Annotated in this window: 14 protein-coding genes and 2 pseudogenes; 5 read left to right on the top strand and 11 right to left on the bottom strand. The window is 57.3% G+C overall.

Going from position 1 to position 20477, the window contains the following annotated elements:
• Positions 1-40: 40 nt before the first annotated feature.
• Together EM858_RS17035 and EM858_RS17030 are read right to left on the bottom strand one after the other, a co-directional pair.
• Positions 41-460 carry a carboxymuconolactone decarboxylase family protein gene (locus EM858_RS17035; protein ID WP_170985387.1) on the bottom strand — a complete coding sequence of 140 codons (420 nt, stop codon included), beginning with the start codon at positions 458-460 and terminating at the stop codon, positions 41-43.
• Positions 461-534: 74 nt separating this feature from the next.
• On the bottom strand, positions 535-1044 hold the full coding sequence (locus EM858_RS17030) for a flavin reductase family protein (protein ID WP_127757367.1): 510 nt from the start codon (positions 1042-1044) through the stop codon (positions 535-537).
• Between the two features lie 128 nt (positions 1045-1172).
• Here EM858_RS17030 and EM858_RS17025 point away from each other — a divergent pair, with 128 nt between their 5' ends.
• Entirely contained in the window at positions 1173-1940 is a 768-nt protein-coding gene (locus EM858_RS17025; protein WP_127757366.1) for an SDR family oxidoreductase, read from the top strand.
• A 367-nt stretch (positions 1941-2307) separates the two neighbouring features.
• On the opposite strand, the gene EM858_RS17020 is transcribed toward EM858_RS17025, so the two are convergent.
• From EM858_RS17020 to EM858_RS16995, 6 genes are all read right to left on the bottom strand, one after another.
• The gene (locus EM858_RS17020) at positions 2308-3540 is read right to left on the bottom strand and encodes an alpha/beta hydrolase (RefSeq protein WP_127757365.1); all 1233 of its coding nucleotides are present in this window, start codon (positions 3538-3540) and stop codon (positions 2308-2310) included.
• Between the two features lie 108 nt (positions 3541-3648).
• Positions 3649-4338: a GntR family transcriptional regulator gene (locus EM858_RS17015; protein ID WP_127757364.1), complete on the bottom strand. Its 690-nt coding sequence runs from the start codon at positions 4336-4338 to the stop codon at positions 3649-3651.
• A gap of 151 nt (positions 4339-4489) precedes the next feature.
• Positions 4490-5266: an N-acyl homoserine lactonase family protein gene (locus tag EM858_RS17010; protein ID WP_127757363.1), complete on the bottom strand. Its 777-nt coding sequence runs from the start codon at positions 5264-5266 to the stop codon at positions 4490-4492.
• Between the two features lie 20 nt (positions 5267-5286).
• Positions 5287-6411 (bottom strand): zinc-dependent alcohol dehydrogenase family protein, encoded by a 1125-nt coding sequence (locus EM858_RS17005; RefSeq protein ID WP_127757362.1) that lies wholly within the window; start codon positions 6409-6411, stop codon positions 5287-5289.
• A 12-nt stretch (positions 6412-6423) separates the two neighbouring features.
• Positions 6424-7317: an MBL fold metallo-hydrolase gene (locus tag EM858_RS17000; protein WP_127757361.1), complete on the bottom strand. Its 894-nt coding sequence runs from the start codon at positions 7315-7317 to the stop codon at positions 6424-6426.
• Between the two features lie 82 nt (positions 7318-7399).
• On the bottom strand, positions 7400-9916 hold the full coding sequence (locus tag EM858_RS16995; RefSeq protein WP_127757360.1) for a HAMP domain-containing methyl-accepting chemotaxis protein: 2517 nt from the start codon (positions 9914-9916) through the stop codon (positions 7400-7402).
• Between the two features lie 478 nt (positions 9917-10394).
• Between EM858_RS16995 and EM858_RS16990 the strand changes: the two genes are divergently transcribed.
• The 4 genes and pseudogenes from EM858_RS16990 (at position 10395) to EM858_RS16975 (ending at position 15438) form a co-directional block, all read left to right on the top strand.
• Complete coding sequence (locus EM858_RS16990) at positions 10395-12839, top strand: glycoside hydrolase family 3 C-terminal domain-containing protein (protein ID WP_127757359.1); 2445 nt, start codon at positions 10395-10397, stop codon at positions 12837-12839.
• A gap of 276 nt (positions 12840-13115) precedes the next feature.
• Positions 13116-13205: pseudogene (locus tag EM858_RS27425) on the top strand (transposase); the annotation flags it as partial.
• A gap of 241 nt (positions 13206-13446) precedes the next feature.
• Entirely contained in the window at positions 13447-13800 is a 354-nt protein-coding gene (gene tnpB, locus EM858_RS16980) for an IS66 family insertion sequence element accessory protein TnpB (protein ID WP_127757357.1), read from the top strand.
• A 52-nt stretch (positions 13801-13852) separates the two neighbouring features.
• A pseudogene (locus tag EM858_RS16975) lies at positions 13853-15438 on the top strand (IS66 family transposase).
• Positions 15439-15641: 203 nt separating this feature from the next.
• Here EM858_RS16975 and EM858_RS16970 read toward each other — a convergent pair.
• The 3 genes from EM858_RS16970 to EM858_RS16960 form a co-directional block, all read right to left on the bottom strand.
• Complete coding sequence (locus EM858_RS16970) at positions 15642-16793, bottom strand: ABC transporter substrate-binding protein (protein WP_245483020.1); 1152 nt, start codon at positions 16791-16793, stop codon at positions 15642-15644.
• A gap of 237 nt (positions 16794-17030) precedes the next feature.
• Positions 17031-19547: a HAMP domain-containing methyl-accepting chemotaxis protein gene (locus EM858_RS16965; RefSeq protein WP_127757355.1), complete on the bottom strand. Its 2517-nt coding sequence runs from the start codon at positions 19545-19547 to the stop codon at positions 17031-17033.
• A 183-nt stretch (positions 19548-19730) separates the two neighbouring features.
• A complete protein-coding gene (locus EM858_RS16960) occupies positions 19731-20459 on the bottom strand; it encodes an SDR family oxidoreductase (protein ID WP_245483005.1) in 729 nt (242 codons plus the stop codon).
• Positions 20460-20477 lie beyond the last annotated feature (18 nt).

Raw genomic sequence — 20477 nt, 5'->3', positions numbered from 1 at the left:
AGAGTTGCTCTGTTCCCGGCCCGAAGGCCGGGGTACCCGATTAGATGCCCATATCCTCGAAGACTTCCTGCGCGACGCGGAAACTGTCGATCGCCGCCGGCACGCCGCAATAGATCGCGACCTGAAGGAAGACTTCGCGAAGCTCATCCTTGCTGAGGCCGTTATTGATCGCGCCGCGAACGTGCAGCTTCAGCTCGTGGGGACGGTTAAGGGCGGAAATCATGCCAAGATTGAGAAGGCTGCGCGAACGGCGGTCGAGGCCCGGCCTGTTCCAGACCTCGTTCCAGCAATACTCGGTGACAAGCTCCTGCATCGGCCAGTTGAACTCGGTCGCCTTGTTTACCGAAGCGTCGACATATGCACCGCCGAGAACCTCCCGACGGGTCTGCAGACCCTTTTCGAACCGTTCACTGACGGGACGCCCATTCACTTGCGATTTCACATCTGTTGCAATAGTCACGGATCAAACTCCTCATTATCGGCCTAAAAGGCATTTGGTGGATGTCGTAGGCCGAAAATGCTCGGCCAAACGTTTCAGGCGGCAGCGTCGATCAGCGCTGCCGATCTGACCAATTTCCCGTCCTCGTAGAGGAGCGGGGCAATATTCTCGATAAACCGGGCCTCGACCACTCCCCCTAGAACGACATCATGGGTGCCGACGGTAACGGCGGAGTTGAGGCTGCAAACGAATGCGGCCTGGGCGTCTCCAAGCACCGGAACTCCGCCAGCCGTGATCCACTCACCATGCGAAAACCTCTCTTCTCCCTTCAGTTTTCCACTGAACAGCGGGACCAAAGGCGCATGGCTAAGATGCAGCATGTTGACCGCGAATTTACCGGCCAGCTTGAGCGGGCCGCTGATCGAAGCAGATTGGTTGATGCAAACCAGGAGGGTCGGCGGGTCAGCCGTCACCGATTGGACGGCAGTTGCAGCCATGCCGTAACGGGCACCCTCCCACTCCGTCGTGATCAGGCAAATTGTCGATGTGAACCGGCGTAAAGCGGTCTTGAACGCCGCTTGCGCTGCTACTTCAGCACCATCCATAGTTCCCTCCCCAAGTCAATCGTGACCAAAGATAAGCAGATTCTCAGACAATCTGTCAACATATTTATTCGTCATTGACAGATTGTCTGCAAAAATGTTTTCTCCAAACAGAGAAAGAGGAGACGATTATGGATCTAGAATCAAAAGTCTGTGTGGTGACCGGTGCTGGCAGCGGGATCGGGCGCGCAACAGCTGAACTGTTTGCACGCCAGGGCGCTAAGGTTGGCGTCGTCGATGTCAACATTGATGCCGCGCGAGACGTCGCCCGAGACATCGGGACAGATGCGATCCCGTTAAAAGCCGACGTATCTTCGTCCGCCGAAGTCGAGGCGTTGGTCAGGTCGGTTAAGGAAAAATGGGGGCGTATTGACGTTCTCGTCAACAATGCGGGGTTCGGAATGACGGGAAACGTCACGACCATCGCGGAGTCCGACTGGGACCGGATCATGGCGGTGAACGTGAAGGGGATCTTCCTCTGCTCGAAATACGTGGTTCCGATCATGGCGGAACAGGGCAGCGGATCGATTATTAACACGACTTCATACACCGCTGTGTCAGCCATAGCTAACCGTACGGCCTACGTGGCGTCGAAAGGCGCAATCTCGGCACTCACGAGAGCCATGGCGCTGGACCACGCAAAAGATGGGATCCGCGTCAACGCTGTCGCCCCGGGAACGATCGACTCGCCCTACTTCACCAAGATTTTCGCCGAAGCGGCAGACCCGCAAGCCCTGCGGGAAGACTTCAACGCCCGCGCAGCCCTGCACCGGATGGGCAACCCGGAAGAGATCGCGGAGGCGATGCTTTTTCTCGCTTCGGACCGCTCGCGGTTTGCGACCGGAAGCATTCTCACCGTCGACGGAGGGTCGTCGATCGGGAATCACCTGGTGCGCTAAAGCAAATAGGTACTGATGGGTGCCTCCTTGACCCACGGGAGGCACGTTTACTGTGGCACTACGTGTCGGAAACACAAAGACCGGCGGTGGGAAAAGAATAGAGATCACGCGCAAGGCTGCGTGATCATATTCTGCGATGAGACGCGCTACGGCGCTTTATAGACGTATCGCCGCACCTGATCCTTCAGCCAGATATCGCAGGATTTTTTTCAATTCCATACCAAGATTTCTCTGGAGCGCGTGAGAGATAGCGCCTGCGATGCCGGGTATGTCATCGCCGGGATGCCAATTGCAAAGCTTCGGCGTACGCCGTCCACGTTCCCAATTGATCGCCCGGCGTGCTGCACCGAGCGACCAGTCGGCCCGCTTAGCGCGCGGCTTGCCGTACGAACTCAAGCCCTTTTTCAAGATAGCTTCGGAAGGAGTTCGGGTGTTCGCACATGGGGAAGTGACCGAGACCGTTCATGACGAGGTGGAGGCATCCCGGAATAAGTTCGGCGAGCTTGGCACCGTCGGCCGGAGTGGCTGAGTAGTCATAGTCGCCCGAGAGCAGCACCACCGGGGTGCGCGACGGGTCAATACAGGGAGCTGTCACTGCTCCATCGAACTCGTCGCTGTAGAAGGAAAGATCGCCTGGGTAAATTCCGGGTGCTCCCTGCGAATAGATCCAGCTTGACCTCCTGCGCTCCCCTGCGGGGCTGAGTGGGCTCATGATCCCTCTGACATACGCCGAGTTATGAAGTGAGCCGTGTACATTTACGTTATGTTGATATGGGTTTCGGCGCCCCTTGGAGCGGAAAGGTGGTTCGATCGCCACGATTCCGAGGACATGCTCCGGCCGTTCCGCGGCGAGAACAAGCGACATTGCCGCGCCCATGGAACCGCCCGCGACAATCGCCTTTTCGCGAACCACCTGTTCGAGTATGGCCGTGCACCATTTCAGGTAGAGCGATGCTGTGAGCTTGTAGGGTGCTCCGTCCCATGTCAGCGGCGGCATGGACCGACCGTGGAATGGTAGGTCAACCGCGACCAGCCTGTAGTTTTTCACAAACTCGGTGTCCGCCAGCTGAGGCATGAACTGGCGGCTATCCGCTCCGGCGGTGTGAAGAAACAGGACCGGCACCCCCTCGCCTGCTTCTTCGTAATATATTTCATGGGGGACGTCATCGATATCGACGACGGCATACTGCCCCCGGATTTGACGCAGGTCGCGTTGCGCACGCGTCGCTTTCATCTCGGGGGACGTGACGACGAGCTCGAACACCCGTTCCAGAGCCGGGCGTGCTTTCGCGAGGGCGAGTGGTGAGCCGGCGATCTCGAAGAGAGGGTTTGCAAGCTGCAACGCCGTGAAGGAGTGAAAGGTCGCCGGCGGCGGCGTCATCAGAACCTGCTCCCAAGCGTCCGCAGTGGCCCTAACTGTCACTTGGGGGTCATCGCTTTCCCCCGAGATCGCCGCGCCGCCTTCAGCGAAATTGAGGGCGATCACCTGATCGCCGACGTAGAACGTGATGTCCATTGTCAGGTCCGGAGTGAGCCGGGGCAATTCCGGATCCCCAAGAGCCTCCGCTATGCGGGACCGCAATTCATTAAAAGTGCCCAAAGCAACCTCCCTGTTCGAACGAGCGCTAGGCCGCCCGCGTCGGCAGCGCTATGACTTCGAATAAGCAGATTATCAGACAATCTGTCAATACCCGCTGTTGCTGTTTCTTCAATCGCCGTCGTTTTCGGAGGTTTTGCGCAGGTAATCCAACGCGACCTTGGCCGCCATATCGATGTGGTACTTGCAAGCTGCGGCGGCTTTCGCTCCGTTTCGGTCGGTAATGGCCGCAGCGATTTCCTTTATCTCTTCCACACTGTGGTTCAACCGCCCCGGCTGCGTCATCGACGTCATGCGCAGTAGTGTCACCCTATTGTGGAGCGATGTCAGCATTTGCTTGACGAAGACATTTCCACTTCCTTGCATAAGGCAGTCGTAAAACGCGGTTTTCGCTTTGATGAGCCTGCTCCCGCCACCGTTTGCCGCGGCTTCGGCGAACTCGGCAACCGCCTCATTGAGTGTATGGATATCCTGGGCGGTTCCGTTTTCAGCGAATTCCTTTCCGGCGTAGCTCTCGAGCAAAGCCCTGACGCTGTAGAGCTGAGCGGCTTCTTCATACGTGATGGTGCTGACGACGGGACCGCGGTGCGGGTAGCTGGTAATGAGGCCCTCGGCCTCGAGTTGTCGAAGCGCCTCGCGGATCGATGTCCGTCCGACACCGATCGACTCGCACAATTCTCGCTCAACGAGGCGCTGACCCGGCTTGAAACGACCGCTTGATATCGCCTGCCGCAGTTTATCTTCTACCTGAGTGCGCAAAGTGGCACTCTGCCGTGCAATCTGTAAATCCATATCACCCATCGGATCCAAAAGTCCGTTTTACCAAGGCCGGAACCGGCCGCGCAAGTCATGGTATTATATGGTGGGTTATCCCGATGAGACAACCCGATTGTCTGACAAAAACGAAGAACACTCTAGCCTAGTCTCTTACCGGACACTCCAAGCGTCACCATTACCGTAGAACCTTAGCAAAAGCGAGATCGGATGACAGCGGTGGAAAACTTGTCAGGACTGCGGGATCGTGGCCCGGTACGAGTATTCCGGACGGTCCCGAAAGCTCGCGGAGAGTTCGGTATCCCTCCAGTACCTCCGGGTAATCGGCGAAAAGTGGAAAGACGTCGTCGTGCTCCAGATAGCGTTGAAAATGGAGTGCGTCCGATGCGATGACGACGACGTTATCACCATCATCCAGCCTCACGACCTGAAGGCCCCTGGAATGACCGCCGACGAGATGGATAGTGAGCCCCTCCACAATCTCGCCGTTCCCGTCGTGGAAGCGCACCCTGCCGGAAAACGTCAAGCGGACCGCATCGACGACGGCGTCCACAGAAAAGGGACGCCGAAGACGGTCATGGCACATGCATCGTCCTGTACCGTAGGCCATTTCCCGATCCTGCAAGTGGAACAGGGCTTCAGGGAAGTCCGCAAGGTTTCCCGCGTGATCATAGTGAAGATGCGTGATAACAACGTCGGTAATGGACGATGCGGAAATCCCGAGCTGGCGAAGTGCTTCGACCGGATGGATCAACATGGTCCTCCCGCGCCTTTGGGCCTCCTGCGGGCTAAATCCGGTGTCAACCAGGATAAGGCGTTCCCCATGGCGGATCAACCAAACAAAATACTCGATCCTGCCTTGGGCGTCGTGGGGATCTCCTGCTTCCAAGCCGAGTTCGCCAACGGGCCGAACCGCAGTGCCGTAATGTATTGCCAGGACTTTCCAGTCGGTCAAATTCGCGCTCCTTTCATGGCTCAGGGAATCAGCAGATGCCGGATCACCTCGCCACGGTCCAACCGGTCGAAGGCCTCGTTGATTTCCTCAAGCGGGCCCGTGCTGGACAGCAGTCTTTCCACGGGCAGCCGACCTTTTAGGAACAGGTCGATATAACGGGGAACATCGCGCGAAGGCACGCAGGATCCCATGTAGCTGCCTTTGATAATGCGTTCTTCCCCGACAAGAGGAAGTGGCGAAATCTCGAATTTGGTGTTTACATTGGCCAGACCCGCCGTGGCTGTCGTGCCACCGCGCCGCGTAATGCCATAAGCGGTTTCGAACGCTTTGCTCGACCCCGCCATTTCAATGGCGTAGTCCACTCCCCCGCGTGTCGCTTCCTTGACCTCGCCGACCACATCCGGCGAGGTTGCCAAGAAGGTACGCGTCGCGCCCAGCGACCTAGCCAGCTCAAGCTTTTCTGGCATCAAATCGATGGCAACGATCTCGCCTGCCCCGCTGGCCACCGCTCCGAGGACCGCCGACAAGCCCACGCCTCCCAAGCCGATGACGGCGACCGACTGTCCCGGCTTCACGCCACATGTGTTCACGACGGCACCGACGCCTGTCATAACGGCGCATCCGAACAGAGCCGCCATCGTGACGTCCACGTCTTTGGTGACCTTGACGACCGAGTGCGCCGACACGACCGCGTATTCCGAAAACGCCGATACGCCGCTGTGATGATTGATATCGTAGCCGCGAAGACGGATGTGCTTGCTACCGTTCAACAATGTCCCGGCGGCGTTTGCGCGATAGCCAGGTTCACAGAGGCTAGCGCGTCCTCCCGCGCAGTAATCGCAGTGTCCGCAGATCGGCAGGAACGACATCACGACGTGATCGCCGACCTTCACGGTATCGACACCGGGTCCGATTTCTTCGACAATGCCGGATGCTTCATGCCCCAACGCGACAGGGAGCGGGCGGGGCCGATCACCATTTATCGCCGACAGGTCGGAATGGCACACACCAGCGGCCTTGATTTTGACCAGGACCTCAAGATTGCCAGGAGGCATCAGATCGACGGTCTCGACACTGAGAGGTCGCGAACTTGCATACGGCTTGGGAAGCCCTGACTCTCGGAGAATGACTGATTTCATCTGCATTGTCGTGTATTCCTATCGCGAGAGCATCTGCATCGGGGCGGGTACGTAGCGGAAGCCTTCCCGCTCCCGAGCGACGTTGCCGAGCCCGGGCCACGCAAAGTGATAGGACATCACGGGTATGCGGTCTGTCGCGAGCATATCCAGCACCCGGGTGCGCGAGCGGGCCGAAAGCTTGGGATCGGTGTCGTACTTGAACTCCATCCACGGGCGTTCCATCAGCAGGATATGATGATGGGTCAGATCGCCGAGGAAGCAGAGCCGATCGCGTCCCGACTGCATGAGAAAGCAGAAGTGGCCCAAGGTGTGGCCTGGAGCGTGCAGCGCCTGCACGCCCGGCAGGAACTCCTGACCGTCCACGAAATGCGTTATCCGATCACGGTGTGGAAGAAGGTTTCTCCGGGCATTTTCGACCTGAGCCGCGAAACCGGCATCAAGCTTGCTTCCGTCGGTCCAGTCATCGAAGTCGCTTTCGCTTATGAAGATCTCCGCGTTGGGGAAATTAAGCTTGCCGTCCTGATCGCAAAGTCCGCCGGTGTGGTCGATGTGTGCGTGGGACAACACCACTGCATCGATTTCCAAGGGGTCAATGCCTGCCTCCTGCATGCTTTTCAGTAAGCGGCCGGTCGTCGGCCCGAAAATCTTCGACGTTCCCATCCCGGTGTCGAACAGGATGGTCTTTCCGTGGATTTTGACCAACGGGATGTTCTGCTCGAGGGTTACCGACGAACTGGACAAGAAATTTCTGTCGAGCATTTCCGTCACCGTGGCCGCATCGACACCGAGGAAATTCTCCCGTGGGTCGCCTAACTCCAACGGTCCGTCCGAAAGCACCGTTACTTCGCCGGTTCCGAACTTGAACGGATAGAAATAGGGCAACTTAGTCTGATGCGCTTGGTCATTGAGCACGCCGCATATTCTCCCAGATTGGCTACATCATTTGACAGATTGTATGAAAATCTGTCAAGAGAGTATTGATGATTGTCTGTCGTCAGGAAACCACCGCAAGGATGTGACCTCTCGGTTTGCCGATGTTGAACTGTTCGATCTGCTGCATCAGCCGCTGGGTCTCCTTTGTGAGCTCCTGAGTGGCGGCGTGGGCTTGCTCGGCGATGGCAGCGTTTCGCTGGGTGCTGTCATCGATCTCGCCGACGGCCTGGTTCACTTCGATAAGCGAAGCCGCCTGGTCCCTGCTTGCCGCAGCGATAAGCTCAACCCTTTCGGAAATTCCGGCAACATTCGACGATATCGCAATGAGCACCCTGCCCGCCTCGTTCACCAATCGCGATCCCGAGGCGACTTCCTCGCTCGATCTTGCGATGAGTTCCTTGATTTCCTGGGCGGCTAGGGCCGACCGCTGGGCAAGCTCCCTCACTTCCTGGGCGACGACAGCGAAGCCCTGTCCCGCTTCCCCAGCTCTCGCGGCCTCGACACCAGCATTGAGTGCCAGGAGATTGGTCTGGAATGCTATCTCGTCAATAACGCCGATGATTTGCGAAATGCGGCCGGAAGCCGCTTCTATACGGCCCATAGCGTCGACCGCGTTCGTGACCACTGAAGCAGACGCATCCGCGGCCTGCTTGGTTTCCTTTACAAGCCGGGCTGCGGCTTGCGCCTGCTCTGTCGACAAACGCACCGTCGCGGTGAGTTGGTGAACCGCAGCCGCGGTCTCTTCCAACGACGCGGCTTGACGCTCGCTGCGGCGGGAGAGATCGTCGGCGCCACTGCTGAGGTTGTCTGCATTTTGCCGAATGAGCACGATGTTGCCGCGAAGTTCCGACATGGTCGCCTGCAAGCGCAGCAACGAATTGTTGAAGTCTTTTCTCAACTGTTCCAGCCGCCCAGAGAACGGTTGATCGATCATGCTCGAAACATCACCGTTGGATAACCTCTCCAGCCCAGCGGCAAGACTGTCGACGGCGTCGCCGATCTGTTTGTCGATCTCGACTTTCTCCGCCTCGTTGTGCCGACGTTCAGCTTCGGAAGCCGATCGTTGACGATCCGCGTCGTTCTCGATCTCGATTTTCCTTACGGCATTCTCCCTAAAGACACAGAGCGCCCGGGCCATTTCTCCGAGTTCATCAGCGCGCTCAGAACCACCGATCTCGAAGTCAAGGTCTCCTTGCGCCAAACGCCGCATGTCGTCGGTCAACCGAACGACGGGTTTCTTGAAAGTCGCAATCATCCCGAAGCCCGCGAGAAGCGCGACGAGGACGCCTGCAAATGTCGTGATGAGGCCAATGCCATTCGCGTAAGCCGTCTCTTCAATGGCCCTTGCGCGCTGGGCCTCGGCAAACGTCGTGAGGTGGCCCCATATGGTGTTCAATTGGTCTGTCGTTTGCCTATATTGCGCACGCCTCACTTCCGAGATCTCGACGAGCTTCGCACTGTCTTGCGTCATACCCTCTACCGCCGGCGGGACCGTATTCTGGACTGCCTTGAAAAGATCGAGGTCGGAAGCGGCACTCCAGATGTCCAATATCTCCCTCTTCGTTCTGTCGAAGTTTTCGATGAGCTGCGCGCGGTTTTGTTCGGTAGGGTCGGCTATGAAGCGTGCAAGGTTTATCCTGATGAGATAGCTGGAGTCCGAAAGTCTTCGGCTGCCGTCCAAGGCGCTGCTGATCTTGGCCAAACGTTGGTCGAGACCTGCGAACTCCACGATTGCTTTCTTTGTTTGCTGGTTCGCTACCGCGTTAATCGCGGCGGAGATTTCCTTGAACGCGGACATTGTGGTGTCGAGGCCTACGGCGTTGTCCGATGCGGCGCCCTGCGACAGAAGTTGTGTTACGCTTTTTACCGCGCCGTCGACCGAGCTCGACAGTTTTGTGGCGTCCGACGGCAAGGAAGCCCGCAGATTTCGGGCGCTCCGACGCAACTCGCCCACTTTAGTGCGCAAATATTCGAGTTTCAGCTCGGTCATTCCGGCGGATTGGTAGCCCGCGGCAAAATCAAAGAAGAAGGTTGCATAGCCTGTCACCCTGTCGGCATCGCGCAACATCGATTTGGCGGCGCCCTCGGACTGTTCGCCGGACTTCCTTAACTCGTCAGCCAGGCGGAGCATTTCATTCTGCGACCAAACCAGCGATTCAGAATGATCGGCGATCGAGGTTATCAGTTGCTCTTCGCTTTCATGGACGCGCCAGAGAGAGCCAAAATTGTCCACCACGTCCCGCATGATCGCGTTTGCCGACAGAAGGCCTTCGCTTTCCCCCGTAGCTCCGGCATTCGCCACTAAAGCCTGCAGATGCGATTGCTGGGCGAACAGGTCAGCCTTCACGCGATCGCGCCCTTCTTCCGATGCCTCATCAAGAAACTCTCTCATCGAGGCGGAGACGTCACGGAAACCCGAGAGCACCTGCATCACCTGGCTCGAGGTTTCCAGGCGGCTTTGTAGGAGACCCGCGGCGTAGTGCCCCAAAAACCCGACCGCGCAAATGCTGATTATGAAAGGCAGTACGAAAATGATTACTTTGGTCTGTAGCCGGAAACGGGACAACAGCCTGTCCATTGTGCTCGATCCTTGTCCATAGGCGGTGAAGAAAATTCATCAATCGGGATCCGCCTCCGATGGAAGCATCGAATCATCACTGACAACACGAAGCTGCGCGACTAAGGATTGTCTGTCAACAGATTGTCTGATAAAGCATGCTGAGGTTTGTCAAAATTGTCTCACGAACTTGTAGAGGAATAGCTCCCTAACAAAACCGGCGCTGCTGCAGCCGGCACAACTTTCACTGCTGACATCGATCGAACCGCGATGTTCTTGTTTTCAGTGGGAAGCGGTGACCGCCTCTCGGCGAGGTGAAGGCTGCTAATATGTCGTCGTTCTCGCGACGGCGGGACGCGACGCCTTGGTTAATTAACGGGCCGTCCTTTTCACGGATGGACGGCTCCACGGATGGCGCCCAGAGCACCAGCTTCCTCGATATTGATCTCGAGATGTCGATCTGGGAACGGTAAGTGTTGAGATTGAGGAGGCAGAGAAGATGACTGATACGAAAGCATTGCTCGACAAGATGACCTTGGCCGAGCAGGTCTCGCTACTTTCCGGCGATACGTTCTGGTCCTTACCTCCCATCGACCGCCTAGGGATAGGAAGATTGCGCTTGACCGACGGCCCCAACGGCGCCCGCGGGGCGGGGTCTTTTGTGGGAGGTGTGACTGCAGCGGCTTTCCCGGTAGGCATCGCCATCGGAGCGAGTTGGAACCCGGACCTGGCCAAGGAAATCGGCAGTGCGCTAGGTGACGAGGTTCTTTCAAAAGGTGCCCACGTCTCGTTAGCCCCCACAGTTAACATCCAGCGCAGCGTCACAAACGGCCGCAACTTTGAGTGCTTCTCTGAGGATCCGATACTGACGGCGGAACTTGCCGTCAGCTATATCGAAGGTCTGCAGTCCAACAAAGTCGGTGCCACGATAAAACATTTCGCCGGCAACGAGTCCGAGATCGAACGTACAACCATCTCTTCAGATATCGATGAACGCACTCTGCGCGAAGTCTACCTAATACCCTTTGAGGCGGCGGTGAAGCGGGCAAAGGTCTGGGCCGTGATGTCGTCGTATAATAAGCTAAACGGTACTTACACGGCGGAAAGCCACTGGCTGTTGAACGAGGTTCTGCGCGGTGACTGGGGTTTTGACGGCGTGGTGATGTCGGACTGGTTCGGCTCGCGTTCGACCGCACCCACCGTGAATGCGGGGCTGGATCTGGAAATGCCTGGCCCGACCCGCGACCGCGGCCCCAAGCTTCTGGCTGCGGTCGAAGGCGGCGAGGTAAGTGTCGAGACAATCCGCGCCTGTGTGCGCAATGTTCTGACCCTGATGGAACGCACCGGCGCTGTCAACGATCATCGCGAGTTTAAGGAATACGCCATTGATCGACCGAAACACAGGGCACTGATCAGGCGCGCGGGAGCGGAAAGCGCGGTTCTGCTACAGAACGACGGCATCCTGCCATTGGCTCAGCAAGGTACGGTCGCCATCATCGGCCCCAATGCGAAGGTCGCGCAGGTCATGGGAGGCGGCTCGGCACAGTTGAACCCGCACTATGTCGTCAGTCCGTGGCGGGGGCTGGTGGAAGCACTGGGCGAGGAGAACCTGGTCTACGCTCAGGGGTGCAGCAATGACCGGTTTCAGCCGTTGATCGAAAACCCGACAACCTTCGAGTTTTTCCAGGGAAGGGAACTTGCCGGCGAGCCGGTGAAGGTTGTCGAGGAACCGTCGAGCCTCGGTGTCTGGTTGCCCCCCGTAGCCGAGGGCCTGGTCGATCCGCACAGCTTTTCGGCTCGGATGCGCACCCACTTCACGGCCTCGGAGGCCGGCGTCCATCTTGTTGGGCTAACCTCGGCCGGGCTTGGCCGGGTCTATGTGGACGGCAAGCTTGTGGTGGATGCTTGGGCTTCCTGGACACGTGGTACCACATTCTTCGAGGAAGGCTGCGAGGAGGTGGTGGGTGAAATCACGCTCGAAGCCGGCCGTACTTGCGAGGTCGTCGCCGAGTACACTCGGCACGATCACGTCAACCTCTATATCGCCGCTATCCGGGTAGGAATAGGCCGGTTTTCGGCCGAAGCGGAGATTACCGAGGCGGCAGCGGTCGCCGCGAAGGCTGATCATGCAGTAGTCTTCGTGGGCAGAACGGGTGACTGGGATACCGAGGGCTCCGATCTTCGCAGCATTGCACTTCCGGGTCTGCAAGACCACCTTGTTGAGGCGGTAATTGCGGCCAATCCGAACACGATTGTCGTACTACAAACCGGTGGACCGGTGGAAATGCCCTGGCTTTCCGGTGCGCGTGCGGTACTGCAATGCTGGTATCCCGGACAGGAGGCTGGCAACGCGATCGCCGATGTGCTCCTCGGCAAGGCCGAGCCGTCGGGCCGACTGGCGCAAACCTTCCCAGCGCGCTGGGCCGACAATCCCACGCATACCGAGGATGATGCGGTCTATCCAGGCAAGGATGGCCATGTGCGATATGACGAAGGTGCGTTTGTCGGTTATCGGCACTATGATCGCCACGGCATTAAGCCGCTGTTCCCCTTCGGTCATGGTCTCGGGTATTCAAGCTTTGCAATGTCGGACCTTACGGTGGAGCTACCGGATGCTGCTGGCGCGGTGACAGTAACATTGGGATTAACCAACATCGGCGAGCGTCCGGGTTCGGCAGTGGTGCAAATCTATGTCGGGGACGTCGAAGCATCTGTACCCAAACCGATGAAAGAACTGAAGGCCTTCTCGAAAAGCGCCCTGGAACCCGGTGAGAAACGAAAAATGAGTTTCGTTCTCGACGCCCGAACATTTGCCTTCTTCGACACGACCGAGCGGCGCTGGCGCGTAGAGGCAGGGGAATTTGCAGTAATGGCTGGGTTCTCGGCCACCGACATCCGTTTGAGTGTAACCGTCACGCAAGAGGGCGCTGTCTTGGCGCTCTAATTGTGCCGCAAATCAATGGCTACGTTGGGCAGTGGTTGAGTTCCAAAGAATGCAGTTTGGCGGTGAAGCTCAGCGAGAATAGCCCCTAGATTTGTAGGTAAGCGCGAATTTCTCCCCACCTTCTGCAATTGAGTGAGTTTTGGCATGTGGTGTCCACTTAAGAGAGGTGGACACCAAGTTATGGATGAAGGTCAAAAACTGGCGGTACGACTGGTCGGTCGGAACGGAAGACGCCGCTTCGATCAAGGGTCGAAGGATCACCTTGTTGCAGCCTGCCTTGAGCCCGGCGCATCGGTATCGAAACTTGCGCGAGAACATGGGGTCAATGCGAACCTCGTTTGGAAATGGATCAGGAAGCAAACCCAGGCCCATCCGTTATCTCCGTCTTCGACATCTGCGTTTATCCCCGTTCAGGTCGCCGCCCCCGGCAGGGAGTTCGACATTGAAATGCCTGCCGCGGATCGCGAAGAGCGATTGCCGGGAATGGTCAGGAACGGCCCGCTTTCCTCTCCAGCAAAGGTTAGCGCGTCCCTGCCCAACGGTGTGAAACTGACGCTGGAGTGCAATGATCTCAGCGGATTGACGGCGATAATCGGAGCGTTGGGTCATGTTCAGACTGGGCGCTGATCTCAAGGTCTACCTGCATGGGGAGCCGATCGACTTCCGGGCTGGCATCAACAGCCTTGCGGTCCTGGTCCAGGAGACGATGGCGCTGGACCCGTTTGCCCCTGCGGTATTTGCCTTCTGCAATCGCCGGCGTGACCGAGCGAAGCTGCTGTTCTTCGATCGGTCGGGCTTTGTGCTGATCCTGAAACGGTTGACGGAAGACAAGTTCCGGTGGCCGCGCCGAGAGGTGGCGGTGGTTACACTGACGACCGAGCAACTACACTGGATTCTCGATGGGATCGATATCGATGCGATGATCCGCCATCCTGTGCGGCAATATCAGATCGCTGGCTGAGGTGGCGTGTTGATCTGTTGACGCGGCGACGCGGTTCAGATTCAAAACTGGGATGACCCGAGCCGGCGAACCTGATGTTGCAGCGCTGATGGCGCAGTTGGCGGCAAATGCTGCCGAAATCGCTGCGCTCAAAGCCGAGAAGGAAGCGCTGTCACGGCGGGTCGTCAAGCTGGAAGAAGAACTGGCGCTCGCAAGGTTGCATCGGTTTGCACCCCGCAGCGAAAAGCACGTCGATCGCCTCTTCAACGAAGCCGAAGAGGCCGCAGAAGAGAATCCTGATCATGGCGACGACGTCGCCGATCTCCCGGATACAGGCCTGCCGCCTGTCGATAACGCCGCGGGTAAAAAGCGGGGCCGCAGACCTCTGCCAGAAGACCTGCCCCGCGAGCGTATCGAATACGACCTTCCCGACGATCAGAAAGCTTGCCCTTGTTGCAATGGCCAAATGCATCGCATGGGCGAGGCCGTTACCGAGCAGCTCCATATCGAGGTCAAGGCAAAGGTCCTGCAGAATGTGCGGTTCAAGTATGCTTGCCGCCATTGTGACCGTACTGGCATCAACACGCCTGTCGTGATCGCATCGATGCCGCCGCAACCATTGCCGGGCAGTATCGCCACCGTCTCGACGCTGGCCTTCGCACTCGTCTACAAATACGTCGATGGCACACCGCTCTACCGCGTGGCTCAGACATTCGAGCGGGCCGGCGTTCCGATTAGCCGAGGCGCTCTCGCTCACTGGGTGATCGGTTCCAGCGAAAGGCATCTGCATCGCATCTATGATGCCCTGAGAATGCGGCTCAGGTTGCAGCCCCTCATTCATGGCGACGAGACGACGGTTCAGGTCCTGAAGGAAAAAACAAGGAAGCCACCAGCACGTCTTACATGTGGGCGTACCGCAGCAGCGAGGACAGTGACGAGCCGATCGTGCTTCTCGACTACCGGCCCGGCCGCGGTCAGATTCACCCGCAGACCTTTCTCGGCGACTATCGCGGCATATTGGTGAGCGATGGCTACGCAGCCTGGCGCACATTGCATGGTGCCACCCATGTCGGATGCATGGCTCATTCCCGGCGGCGCTTTGTCGAGGCCCTCAAAACCCGAAAGAATGGAGGCGGACCGCCGGAACAGGCGCTCCGGTTCTTCGAGCAGCTCTACCGGATTGAAAAGCAGGCGCGAGACAACAAGCCCGAAGCCGGTGAAACGCAGGCCGATTGCATTCGCCGTTTCCGGCAACAGCACAGCTTGCCTGTCCTGAGCGCACTCAAGTCATGGCTCGACAATATCGCGCCAAAGGTCGTGCCGGATACCAAGCTAGGCGATGCCGTCTCATACACCTTGAACCAATGGGATTATCTGATGCGCTACATCAGCGACGGCAGGATGCCGATCGATAACAACATTCTGGAACGCGACATCAGAGTATTTGCGACTGGAAGAAAATCGTGGCTGTTCAGCGATACCGCTGACGGAGCCAGGGCCAGCGCTGTGATCTACAGTCTGATGCTGACATGCCGCGCCTGTGGCGTTGACCCACTCACCTGGCTGCGCCACGTGCTTACTGAGTTGCCTCAGCGCGAGGAACCGGCCGACATTAGCGACCTGCTGCCGTCAAACTTCTCCAAAACCTCCGCCGACTGATAGAGCCGATATCGCTTCGCAAAAACAGACGGTTCGGGGATGCCGCCTCCGTCAACGTGCATGGAAAATCGCGCTTACGTTGCTCCGTTGGAACCGTATCGTTTCTGAAATCCCTTCCGACGCGACCAGCGGCATTCCCCACGTCGTCAACCCCGCCGTAGGTCGGGCGGGGTAGCGTTTCACCGACTATACAGCATGCAAGATCAGTTGGTTGGTTTCCAAGAAAGCGGATCTGCTGGATTGTCGAAATATTTAGCGGCAGCGTCAGCAGTCCACCAGGCTGCATCCTTCGGTTCGAGCCAGTCTTCACTATTAGGATCGCAATCAGCTGGTATATCCACTTTTACATCATCAATCGTGTAAGGAATCGCCGGTCGCAGTATGGACTGTATCTTCGGACCTTGGCCCTCCAGAGTGCGCATCATCACGTCCCATACGAAACGAGCCTCGGAGCGCGGCGGCCAGAAGTGGAAGCTCCTGCTCACGAATTCTGGATTCTTACGCCAGTAGCATGATGCCGAAGCCTCTCCGCCAAGCACGATCGGCACTATCTCGCGCCCAGATTGGCGGACGGCGTCGATCACGCCAGATTCGGCTCCCGACTGAACAATAATACCATCAATTCGGCCCGGGTTAGCGGCAAGGAATTTCTGCACTTCAGATTGTGCTACGCTGTCTGTCCATTTCCCGTCAACCTGTCCGACGACGTTGATCTCTGGATAGTACTCCAAAGCTTTTGTGGCGCCGACTTGGAAGCTGTCTGAGGAGGCGAAGCCACTGATTCCGGACACAAGCAGCACATTGCCGCTGCCTTCGATCTCTTCAGCCAACCACTTTGACGCCTCAAAACCGCCTTGCATGTTATTCTCTGTCGCATTGATTGCGAATGGCGACGTCACATAACCGGAGTATGAGATGACAGGCACGCCTTTCGAATAGGCGTATTCTATTGTCGGGTTGAGCGCTGTAAGGTTGGAGCAGCATATGATTATGGCGTCGACGCCATCATCTACCATCTGCCGCATTTGGCTCATCTGGGCGCTATCATCGAGATTGGACTGCGTAACGACGATCTCGGATACCAGCCCAGCCTTCTTGAAAGTCGGCAGAAGCTTGTTTGTAAATTCATCAAGGACGTTCGCACGCCATGTGTTATCAGCGTAGCTTGAGGCGTAACCAATTTTCCACGGTGGCGCTCGCTTTGCTCTGAAATTCCGAAACACAGACTCTCCCGCGGGCAACCGAGGGTCCAATAACTCGTAGGTCTTCCGCTCCTCCCGCGGCAGTTCGCTGAGCCCGCCAGCCTTCGCCGCTAGCGGGATGGTCAGGGTTGCGGCGAGAAAAAATCCAATAATTAACTCACGTACGCGCACGGATAGACACCTTTCAAAGTCTGAGCACTGGAAGATAGTTTCGTTGTCTTAAGGTTAGCCCGGGCCGTGCTGAATCCTGCGCGACGGAGAACGACAAAGAACTACCAGGAGGGGGACCGGCGCATCGAAGCGAAATCGTGCGCTGGGGCATGTGACTTTCATTCGATCGAGGGCGGCATGGCCCGCCATCGGAATGCTTCGAACTTGACTACGCCTGCCTTAAGCAGCGAGACCTACCCGATGAGCCGGCCTGTCATCTGATAGCTTGAACCCAGCAAGCCGTTCGCTGAGTTCGACAGTCTGATCAGAAAGCGTCTTTGTTGCAGCGTTTGTCTGCTCAGCCATGGCTGCATTCTGTTGCGTCCCCTGTTCAAGAACATTGACGTTGTTATTGATCTCGGCCAGCGAAGTCGCTTGTTCGCGGCTGGAACTCACGATTTGGTCGATGCGATCAGAAATCTGCAGGATGGATGCCGCTATACTGTGCAGAGCCTCCCCGGTCTTGCCGACGTAATCGGAGCCGACGGCCACCTCTGACGAAGATTCTGAAATCAACTGCCGAATCTCAAGCGCTGCGGCTGACGACCTTTGGGCAAGCTCGCGTACTTCTTGTGCAACGACCGCGAACCCTTTTCCAGCATCGCCGGCACGCGCTGCTTCAACCCCGGCATTCAGAGCAAGCAAGTTCGTCTGGAATGCAATCGTGTCGATCAATCCTATGATCTGACCGATCTTGTAAGATGCATCCTGAATTCGCCCCATGGCGCTTATAGCATCAGTCACAACAATGGCCGCGCCCGCTGCATGTTCCTTGACTGCGGAAACAAACGCTTGTGTCTCACAGGCATTCTCCGAGGAATTCCTCACCGTCGCAGTCACCTGCTCAACGGCTGCGGCGGTTTCTTCGAGAGAAGCGGCTTGTCGTTCAGTCCGGCGTGACAAATCATCGGAGGCTTTGAAAAGTTCGTTGGTTCCCCATTTGATTTGCTGTGTGTTTTCGTCGATATGGGACACGGTATCTCTGAGGACGGACAGTGAGTGGTTGAAGTCACGCCGCAGTTGCTCGAGATTGGGATGGAAGTGGCGGTCGATGGTCTGCGAGATGTCTCCCCTCGCCAATCGAGACAGTGCCTCCCCGAGTGTTTGCACAGCGCTGGACACTTCTTTCTCAAGCTGAGCGCGTTCATACTCACGATCCGTCCGCTCCTGATCAGCCGTTTTCCGGTCGTTTTGCGCACGTGCTTCAACTTCGAGCTTGGAGACCGCATTTCCGCGAAAAACTTCAAGCGCTCGAGCCATATCGCCGATTTCGTCTTTCCGCTGGCAGCCAACGATGTCTGACTGAAGATCGCCGGTTGCTAGCCCCTGCATGCGCCTTGCGATCCGTGCGATTGGCGTGCGCAATGTCGCCATCAGGCCGGCTCCAGCCAAGAGGGCGACCAAGACACCCGAGACGGTAGCAGCTGCGGACAACAGTCGGGCGAAATCGCTTTCCCGGTGAGCGTCATGTTCCTGTGTCGACGCGAACGACACGAGATTTTTCCATATCGACTGGACGGTTTTGTCCGCCTCTGCGTACTGCGCCTGCCGACCTTCCGCGATCTTGACCAACTTCTCGGTATTCTGTTCGATGGCATCCCCCTGTGAGTACAGGATCTTCTCCATTTTGAGGAAGTCTGCCAATGAACCAGCCACGCCACCAACCGCTACGGTGTCACGCGTCAGTTTCGTAAGTTGCTCAACGAGCCGCTGATGGTTTTCCGTGCTGGCCGCCCGCAAAAGGTTGTTTATCTCAATCTCAATCGAATCGGCATCCTGGCCTACCGATGCCACTGCCGCAACGAGCGTCTCCGATTCCGCCAATGGCTTATCCAAGGCTCTAACTGCATGGGTTCCCTCGATCATATGCTGTATGGCGTCATTTCGCAGTCGCGGCGCAAACGCACTAAGGTCCATCCCAAGGCTGTGAAGGAAAGCGCTATCCAGCCCGGAAGTAGCGACGACCCTGGAGATTGCCTGTTCCAGGTTTGCGACGGCTTGTCCGTCATTGCCCGTTGCAACGACGCGCTTGACAGTTTTCATCGCCTTCTTGATCATGAGCGCCTGTTGCAGTGCCTCGGGGGTTTGTATCGCGCTGGCCGGCAGGTTCACTAAATTTTCCGACAACCGCTGCATGATTGCCGCCGTGTCGATCGAGCGGGTAGCCTCTCTGAGCATCGTTTTGCCAGAGTTCTCCTGGTTGCGGACCTGCGCACGGACTTTAACCGCGGCCAGCTTCAGATCGGCCGCGACCTGCTTGATCTCTGTCAAGCTCGCGGCAACGTCACGACGAATGGACAGCTCATCGTTGTGCAGGGACCACATGCGGTCCATGCTGTCAGAAATAGCAGACATCGCGGACCCACTGCTTTCAAGAGCACGAGTGTCACTACCGACGTCAGCGGCGGCCTTCTGAAGCGACAGCATCTTGGCGCCCTGCCCGCTTAGACTTGCCAGGGCCTCATCACGGTTCTCCGTCGAACTCTGCGCCAGAAACCGGTTCATGCTCTCAGAGACTTCCCGAAATCCGCTCAAAGTCTCAAGAACTTCGCTCGATAGGCGTAGGCGAGATTGCAACAATCCGGTCGCCTGCAGGCTCACGACGCCGACGGCTGCCAGTATCATGACCAGCGGCACCAGTACTAATAGGACTTTCGCTCTGATGCTGAAAGCGGATAGCAAGCGATCGACGAACATAAAACCTCCAGATGACTAAAGCGGGCACTGCCACCCGTTTCTGGAGTTTTAGTTATTCGAACTAAACGAAGAGGAAGAATGTTCGAATGCGGAGATGCTAAATGCTTTACATCTTGTTAGGATTTCCACGTCGAATTGACGCACCAGCTATCAACCTTAGCGCAATGTTAATATAGTCGCGGATTATCCGCGGAAAGGACTATCGTCGGGATTCAGGTCGATGTCCAAGACGTTCCCCGTGAGCTTTCCAGACAGCTCCGGACTTGCGAGGAATTGGACAGCTTGAATAAGTGTCCTAAGCGTCTCACTTTGGACGCAGGGTGTAGAACGCGCATTTCTGGTATGAACGGCGTTTATTCGAAGCCCCGAGTCGAAATACTTCTTTGCCATCGCACTCGTCGTGGTTCGTAGGGCAGCTTGGAGCACGGCCCCGCGGTCTGCTTCTAGCAGCGACTTCTCGTCAAACCACGCGATGTTGACGACGGCGAGCTCTTCTCCCTGGAGACGGGAGCCGAAAGCGCTTGTCACCCTTACTAGATTGGAGACGGCTTCAAGCCCAAGATCCGTAGCGGAAAGCGGATCGGCGTATTCACGACGACGGAAGGCTATGTTGACAAGAATATCGACCCTGCTCCAGCGTAGGTAGACCTGATCGACCATTGAATTGACATACACGTCCCTATTCAAATTGACCTTAACCGGAAACAAATTCGTGCCCGAGACTGCGGTTAACGAACTGAAGTCTGAAGGATCGAGATCGCCTACCGCGACACGGTGGCCAGTTTCGAGAAAAGACTGCGCGAGACAGAAACCGACCGGGTTTGACGCGCCCACCAACACGCATACTTTGCCAGCATCAGAGCCGGCGGCGGTCTGCCCTCGTTCGATAAACCGGTCCGTTGGCGTCGACACGCGTGCATTGTGTGTCTG

This window comes from Agrobacterium sp. CNPSo 2736, assembly GCF_004005385.1.
GTDB lineage: Bacteria > Pseudomonadota > Alphaproteobacteria > Rhizobiales > Rhizobiaceae > Agrobacterium > Agrobacterium leguminum.
Note: the sequence above shows the minus strand (reverse complement) of the source record. Positions and strands in the feature narration are given on the sequence as shown.